Annotated in this window: 7 protein-coding genes; 6 read left to right on the forward strand and 1 reads right to left on the reverse strand. The window is 67.2% G+C overall.

What is annotated here, in order from left to right; all coding sequences use genetic code 11:
* From U5809_RS27510 to U5809_RS27535, 6 genes are all read left to right on the forward strand, one after another.
* The gene (locus U5809_RS27510; RefSeq protein ID WP_322088834.1) at positions 1-1,908 is read left to right on the forward strand and encodes a dipeptide ABC transporter ATP-binding protein; all 1,908 of its coding nucleotides are present in this window, start codon (positions 1-3) and stop codon (positions 1,906-1,908) included.
* Positions 1,909-2,037: 129 nt separating this feature from the next.
* Positions 2,038-3,600 carry a glutathione ABC transporter substrate-binding protein GsiB gene (gene gsiB / locus U5809_RS27515; RefSeq protein WP_322088835.1) on the forward strand — a complete coding sequence of 521 codons (1,563 nt, stop codon included), beginning with the start codon at positions 2,038-2,040 and terminating at the stop codon, positions 3,598-3,600.
* Between the two features lie 67 nt (positions 3,601-3,667).
* The gene (gene gsiC / locus U5809_RS27520; protein ID WP_282510395.1) at positions 3,668-4,588 is read left to right on the forward strand and encodes a glutathione ABC transporter permease GsiC; all 921 of its coding nucleotides are present in this window, start codon (positions 3,668-3,670) and stop codon (positions 4,586-4,588) included.
* Between the two features lie 7 nt (positions 4,589-4,595).
* Positions 4,596-5,489 (forward strand): glutathione ABC transporter permease GsiD, encoded by an 894-nt coding sequence (gsiD, locus tag U5809_RS27525; protein WP_322088836.1) that lies wholly within the window; start codon positions 4,596-4,598, stop codon positions 5,487-5,489.
* Positions 5,489-6,571, forward strand: coding sequence for a P1 family peptidase (locus U5809_RS27530; protein WP_322088837.1), 1,083 nt, complete (start codon positions 5,489-5,491; stop codon positions 6,569-6,571). The genes gsiD and U5809_RS27530 overlap by 1 nt, the downstream gene beginning before the upstream one ends.
* The gene (locus U5809_RS27535; protein ID WP_322088838.1) at positions 6,568-7,395 is read left to right on the forward strand and encodes a M55 family metallopeptidase; all 828 of its coding nucleotides are present in this window, start codon (positions 6,568-6,570) and stop codon (positions 7,393-7,395) included. The genes U5809_RS27530 and U5809_RS27535 overlap by 4 nt, the downstream gene beginning before the upstream one ends.
* Before the next feature lie 35 nt (positions 7,396-7,430).
* On the opposite strand, the gene U5809_RS27540 is transcribed toward U5809_RS27535, so the two are convergent.
* A partial coding sequence (locus U5809_RS27540; RefSeq protein ID WP_322088839.1) for an alpha/beta hydrolase occupies positions 7,431-7,910 on the reverse strand: 480 nt, incomplete at its 5' end.

Below are 7,910 nucleotides of genomic sequence, written 5' to 3' on the forward strand. Positions count from 1 at the left end.
ATGACTTCGAGCCGAACCCCATCCGGCCTCGTGCTGCCCGAACAGCGCGTGGTGGCCGTCGACGATCTGTCGGTCACGTTTCGCCGCGAAGGCGTGACGTTCGACGCCGTGCGCAACGTGTCGTTTCACGTCGACCGCGGCGAGACGCTCGCGATCGTCGGCGAATCGGGCTCCGGCAAGTCGGTCACGTCGCTCGCGCTGATGCGGCTCGTCGAACATGGCGGCGGCGCGATCACGGGCGGCCGGATCGCGTTCCGGCGCCGCGGCGGCGCACTCGTCGATCTGGCGCAGGCGAGCGCCGCGACGATGCGCGGCATCCGCGGCGCGGACATTGCGATGATCTTCCAGGAGCCGATGACGTCGCTGAACCCGGTGTTCACGGTCGGCGACCAGATCAGCGAGGCGATCGCGCTGCACCAGTCGAAGGGCGCGGCCGAAGCAAGCGCGGAAGCGCTGCGGCTGCTCGATCTCGTGCGGATTCCGGAAGCACGCCGCGTGTTCGCGCGTTATCCGCATCAGCTGTCGGGCGGGATGCGGCAGCGCGTGATGATCGCGATGGCGCTGTCGTGCCGGCCCGCGCTGTTGATCGCCGACGAGCCGACGACCGCGCTCGACGTGACGATCCAGGCGCAGATCCTGCAACTCGTACGCGGGCTGCAGGACGAAATGAACATGGGCGTGATCTTCATCACGCACGACATGGGCGTGGTGGCCGAAGTGGCCGACCGCGTGCTCGTGATGTATCGCGGCGAGAAGGTCGAGGAGGGCGAGTCGGATCGCATCTTCTCGGCGCCCGCGCATCGCTACACGCGCGCGCTGCTCGCGGCCGTGCCGCGGCTGGGCTCGATGGAAGGCACCGACACGCCCGAGAAATTCCCGCTGCTGAAAGTGGACGACGCGAATGCGCTGAACGCGACTCCGGCCGCCGCGTCTGCCGCACACGGCGAGGGTCAGCCGCCCGTCGATCACGCTGCGCCGCCGATCCTGCGCGTGAGCGATCTCGTTACGCGCTTTCCGGTGAAAAGCGGCGTGTTCGGCCGCGTGTCGCAGTACGTGCATGCGGTCGAGCGCGTGAGCTTCGAGCTGCGTGCGGGCGAGACGCTTGCGCTCGTCGGCGAATCGGGCTGCGGCAAGTCGACCACCGGCCGTTCGCTGCTGCGCCTCGTCGAATCGCAGAGCGGTTCGATCGAATTCGACGGCCGCGACATCAGCGCAATGAAGGGGCATGACCTGCAGGCGCTGCGCCGGAACATCCAGTTCATCTTCCAGGATCCGTTCGCGTCGCTGAACCCGCGCCTGACGGTCGGCTTCTCGATCATGGAGCCGTTGCTCGTGCACGGCGTCGCGCGCGGCAGCGAAGCGCAGGCGCGCGTCGACTGGCTGCTCGACAAGGTCGGCTTGCCGCCCGAGGCAGCGCAACGCTATCCGCATGAATTCTCGGGCGGCCAGCGCCAGCGGATCGCGATCGCGCGTGCACTCGCGCTGAACCCGAAGGTCGTGATCGCCGACGAATCGGTGTCGGCGCTCGACGTGTCGGTGCAGGCGCAGATCGTCAACCTGATGCTCGACCTGCAGCGCGAGCTCGGCGTCGCGTACCTGTTCATCTCGCACGACATGGCCGTGGTCGAGCGCATCAGCCATCGCGTCGCGGTGATGTATCTCGGCCAGATCGTCGAGATCGGTCCGCGCCGCGCGGTGTTCGAGGCGCCGCAGCATCCGTACACGAAGAAGCTGATGAGCGCGGTGCCGGTGGCCGACCCCGCGCGCCGGCATGCGCCGCGCCAGCTCGCGGCAGACGAAATACCGAGCCCGATCCGCGCGATCGGCGACGAGCCGGTCGTCGCGCCGCTCGTCGCGGTCGGCCCCGATCATTACGTCGCGACGCATCGCGTCGGCGGCGCGTATTGAGTGCGTGACGGAGTGCATATGGACCGCAGCTGCGCACGCGCCAGGCAACGGCGTCTTTATCCCGAGCGGGGGCAGTCACGCCGCGATTTCCACCACGCGTTACCGAATCATCCACAGGAGCCCAACAAGATGAACAAGCCGCATTCGTTCCCGATGTTCCGTCCGCGCGCGCTGTTTGCGGCGGGGGCCGGCGCGCTCGCGCTGTCGGTCGCGGTGCCCGCGTTCGCGCAGCAGAACGTCGTGGTCGCCGTGTACTCGACGTTCACGACGATGGACCCGTACGACGCAAACGACACGGTGTCGCAGGCCGTCGTCAAGTCGTTCTACGAGGGGCTGTTCGGTTTCGACAAGAACATGAAGCTCGTCAACGTCCTGGCGACCAGCTACACGGCGTCGCCGGACGCGAAGGTGTACACGGTCAAGTTGCGCGAGGGCGTGAAATTCCACGACGGCACCGATTTCAACGCGGCGGCAGTGAAGGCGAACTTCGATCGCGTGACCGATCCCGCGAACAAGCTGAAACGTTACGGCCTGTTCCGCGTGATCGAGAAGACCGAAGTGGTCGATCCGACCACGGTGCGGTTCACGCTGCGCGAGCCGTTCTCGGCGTTCATCAATACGCTCGCGCACCCGTCGGCGGTGATGATCTCGCCGGCCGCGCTGAAGAAGTGGGGGCGTGACGTGTCGCTGCATCCGGTCGGCACCGGACCGTTCGAATTCGTCGAATGGAAGCAGACCGACGACATGAAGGTGAAGAAGTTCGCCGGCTACTGGAAGAAGGGCTATCCGAAGGTCGACACCATCGACTGGAAACCGGTGGTCGACAACAACACGCGCGCGGCGCTGATCAAGACGGGCGAGGCGGATTTCGCGTTCACGATTCCGTTCGAGCAGGCGAACGACCTCAAGAGCAACCCGAAGGTCGAACTGATCGAGTCGCCGTCGATCATCCAGCGCTACATTTCGCTGAACACGCAGCAAAAGCCGTTCGACAACCCGAAGGTGCGTGAAGCGCTGAACTATGCGGTCAACAAGGAAGCGCTCGCGAAGGTCGTGTTCGCCGGTTACGCGACACCGCAGACCGGGGTTGCGCCGATGGGCGTCGAATACGCGACGAAGCTCGGGCCCTGGCCGTACGACCCGGCGAAGGCGCGTGCGCTGCTGAAGGAAGCCGGTTATCCGGACGGATTCGAATCGACGCTCTGGTCCGCGTACAACCATTCGACGGCGCAGAAGCTGATCCAGTTCGTCCAGCAGCAGCTCGCGCAGGTCGGCGTGAAGGTGAAGGTGCAGGCGCTCGAGGCCGGCGAGCGGGTCGCAAAGGTCGAGAGCGCCCAGGATCCGGCAACGGCGCCGGTGCGGATGTACTACAGCGGCTGGTCGGCATCGACGGGCGAAGCGAACTGGGCGCTGACGCCGCTGCTCGCGTCGGCTTCGGCGCCGCCGAAACTCTACAACACGGCGTACTACAAGAGCGCTGTTGTCGACGACGATCTCGCGAAGGCGCTCGAGACGACCGATCGCGCGAAGAAAGCCTCGCTTTACGCCGATGCGCAGAAGCAGGTGTGGACCGATGCGCCGTGGATTTTCCTGGTGCAGGAGAAGATCGTCTATGCGCGCAACAAGCGACTGCACGGCATGTACGTGATGCCGGACGGCTCGTTCAACTTCGACGAAATCTCGGTGAAATGACGGCGGCTTGCCTGCCTCGCGGTGCCGGCGGTGCAGGCCGCCGGCACGCTGATTCGATCGGTGCCCCATGCTGAATTTTCTCGTCAAACGCCTGTTCGGCCTGCTGCCCACGCTCGCGATCGTCGCGGTGCTGGTGTTCCTGTTCGTGCACCTGCTGCCGGGCGACCCGGCGCGGCTTGCGGCCGGCCCCGAAGCCGACGATGCGACGGTCGCGCTCGTGCGTGCCGATCTCGGGCTCGACCGGCCGCTGCCCGCGCAGTTCGTGAATTTCTTCACGAAGATCGCGCACGGCGATTTCGGCATGTCGACGCGCAGTAAGCGGCCGGTTTCGACCGAAATCGGCGAGCGCTTCATGCCGACGCTGCTGCTGACACTTGTCAGCATGGTGTGGGCGACGGCCTTCGGCATGGCGATCGGCATTGCATCGGCGGTGTGGCGCAATCGCTGGCCCGACCGTCTCGGCATGACGATCGCGGTGTCGGGCATCTCGTTTCCCGCGTTCGCGCTCGGCATGCTGCTGATGGAAGTCTTCTCGGTGAAGCTCGGCTGGCTGCCGGTCGTGCCGGACGGCTCGTGGAAGAGCTACGTGCTGCCGTCGCTGACGCTCGGCGCGGCGGTGGCGGCCGTGATGGCGCGCTTCACGCGTGCATCGTTCGTCGAGGTGCTGAACGAGGATTTCGTGCGCACCGCGCGTGCGAAGGGCGTGCACGAGCCGATGGTCGTGCTCAAGCATTGCCTGCGCAACGCGATGATTCCGGTCGTCACGATGATGGGGCTGCAGTTTGGCTTCCTGCTGGGCGGCTCGATCGTCGTCGAGGTCGTGTTCAACTGGCCGGGGCTCGGGCGCCTGCTGGTCGATGCGGTGACGATGCGCGACTACCCCGTGATCCAGGCGATCGTGCTGCTGTTCTCGCTCGAATTCATCCTGATCAACCTGACCGTCGACGTGCTGTACGCGGTCATCAACCCGACCATCCGGTTCAAGTGAGGCGCGCATGAACGCGACTGTCCCGACCGCGGCGCCGGCCGCACCGACCGCGATCCGCACGCCGTGGCGCGAATTCTGGCGCAAGTTCCGCAAACAGACCGTCGCGCTCGTCGCGGGCGGCTTCGTGCTGGCGCTCGTCGTGCTGGCCTTCGTCGGCCCGCACATCGTGCCGTTCGATCCGGAGAACTATTTCGACTACGACGCGCTGAACGCGGGGCCGTCGGCCGTGCACTGGTTCGGCGTCGATTCGCTCGGCCGCGACATCTTCAGCCGGATCGTCGTCGGCACGCGCATCTCGCTCTCGGCCGGTTTCTTCTCGGTCGCGCTCGGCGCGGTGATCGGCACGTTCTTCGGGCTGCTCGCCGGCTACTACGAAGGCTGGTGGGACCGCATCACGATGCGCATCGCCGACGTGCTGTTCGCATTCCCCGGCATCCTGCTCGCGATCGGCGTGGTCGCGATCCTCGGCAACGGGATGATCAACGTGATCTGCGCGGTCGCGATCTTCAGCATTCCGGCGTTCGCGCGGCTCGTGCGCGGCAACACGCTGATGCTCAAGCACATGACCTACGTCGAGGCCGCGCGCAGTATCGGCGCGTCGGACTGGACGATCATCATGCGCCACATCCTGCCGGGCACCGTGTCGTCGGTTGTCGTCTACTTCACGATGCGGATCGGCACGTCGATCATCACGGCCGCGAGCCTGTCGTTCCTCGGGCTCGGCGCACAGCCGCCCACGCCGGAGTGGGGCGCGATGCTCAACGAGGCGCGCGCGGACATGGTGACGGCGCCGCACATCGCCATCTTCCCGAGCCTCGCGATCTTCCTGACCGTGCTCGCGTTCAACCTGCTCGGCGACGGGCTGCGCGACGCGCTCGATCCGAAGCTGGAGCGCCGCTGATGGGCGTTGCACCGATGTGGGCCGCGACACTGCCGGCCGGCCCGCGCGGCACGATCGCCGACGTGCCGGGCGTGACGGTCGGTCATTGCACGCTCGATGCCGGCGGCGTGCAGACGGGGGTGACCGTCGTGAAGCCGCATGCGGGCGACGTGTACCGCAGCAAGGTGCCGGCCGGCGTTGCCGTGATCAACGGCTTCGGCAAGAGCGTCGGGCTCGTGCAGGTCGACGAGCTCGGCACACTCGATACGCCGATCGCGCTGACCAATACGTTCGGCGTCGGCGCGGTCGCCCAGGCGCAGATCCGCGCGGCGATCGCGGCGAATCCGCAGATCGGCCGCGACTGGTCGACCGTCAACCCGCTCGTATTCGAGTGCAACGACGGTTATCTGAACGATATCCAGGCGTTCGCGGTCACGGCTGCGCATTACGACGAAGCGTGCCGCATCGCGTCGCGCGACATCGAACGCGGTGCGGTGGGCGCAGGGCGCGGGATGTCGTGTTTCGACCTGAAGGGCGGGATCGGCTCCGCATCGCGCGTCGCCGTCGCGGCCGGCCGGTCTTATACGGTCGGCGCGCTCGTGCTCGCGAATTTCGGCCGGCTGCCGATGCTCACGCTCGGCGGCGTGCCGCTCGGGCGCATCGTCGCGCAGCGGCGCGCGGCCGAAGCCGCGCATGCGGCGCCGCTCGAGCAGGGCTCGATCATCCTGTTGCTCGCTACCGATGCACCGCTCGACGCGCGGCAGTTGTCGCGGCTCGCGCGCCGCGCGGGCGCCGGGCTGGCGCGCACGGGGTCCGTCTACGGGCATGGCAGCGGCGACATCGCGCTGGCGTTCTCGACCGCTTTCACGATCGCGCACGATGCATCGACGATCGCGCTGCCGGCGCTCGTGGCCGATGCGGCGCTCGATCCGCTGTTCATGGCCGCGGCCGAAAGCGTCGAGCACGCGATCGCCGACGCATTGCTGCAGGCCGTGACAGTCACCGGGCGCGACGGCCACGTGCGGCAATCGCTGCGCGACGCGGTGCCCGATCTCGACCGGTTGTTCAACGAAGATAACGAAGGGCATTCGACCCAGTCATGAAGATCCTGATCTCGACCGATATCGAAGGTATCGCCGGCGTATTCGCCACCGAGCAGACGCGCGCAGGTAATCCGGAGTACGAACGGGCGCGCCGCTGGATGACCGCCGAGGCGAACGCGGCGATCGAAGGTGCGTTCGCGGGCGGCGCGCAGGCCGTATGGGTCAACGATTCGCACGGTGGCTTTCGCAACCTGCTGCCCGACGGGCTCGATGCGCGTGCGCGTGTCGTGCTTGGCAAGCCGCGCATGCTCGGGATGATGGCGGGCCTTGAACAGCAGCCCGATCTCGTGTTCATGATCGGCTATCACGCGAAATCGCAGACGCGCGGCGTGCTCGCGCACACGATCAACGGCTTCGCGTTCACGCAGGTATGGCTGAACGGCGTCGAGCTCGGCGAAGCCGGGCTGTATGGCGCGCTGGCGCAGGAATATGGTGCGCACGTCGCGCTGGCGACGGGCGACGACGTGTTCGCCGAGGAAACGCAGCCGCTGTTTCCGGACGCACGTTTCGAGACGGTCAAGACGGCCGGCGGCACATCGAGCGGCGACACGCTCACGCCAGCCGCGTCGTGTGCGCGAATCGCGACCGCCGCGCGCGATACGGTGGCGCATGCGTTGTCGGCTGGCGTGCGTGCCGGTGCTCATCGGCCCGCGCCGGCTGCTTGCACGCTGCGCGTGCAGACGGCCGCGCTGGCTGACTTGTTCTGCGTGCTGCCGTCGCTCGAGCGTGTCGATGCGGTGACGCTGCGCTTCGACGGGCCGTCGGTCGAGCACGTGGTGCGCACGCTGAACAGCCTGTCGGCGATGTCGTTCATGCTGCGGTGATGCGCGCGGCAACGATGTCGCAGGCGTGCGACCGGTCAATACGCAACGGCAGGGCACGCTGTCACGGCGAGCAGAAACGCTTCCATCGCCGCGACCAGCGCGAGCGGCGTCTCGTTCATCGGATAGTGGCCGGCATTGCGCAGCACGTCGACGGTGGCGAACGGATAGCGCCGCAGGTAGGTATGGGCCATCAACGCCGCGTCGAACGCGGGATCGTGTTCGCCGATCAGCACTTTGACCGGGTGCGTACCGGCGATCTCGTCACTGAAATCCGTATCGGCCCATGCGCGGAAGTACGCGCCGAATGCCTGCGCCGACGAACAGGCTGCCGAATACGCGGCTTTCCACTCGATCCAGGCGGCCGGCAGTCGGCCGCCGGTGCTGCGGTCGATGATGGTCCGGCGATCGGCGGGATGGTCGGCGGCGCGCTCGAATAGCGCGCGTCGCGCGGCGTCGAACCGCAGGCCGCCGCATGGGACGGGCACGATCGGCACCAGCGCGCGCACGCGGTCGGG

Source organism: Burkholderia sp. BCC1999 (assembly GCF_905339975.1).
Lineage (GTDB): Bacteria > Pseudomonadota > Gammaproteobacteria > Burkholderiales > Burkholderiaceae > Burkholderia.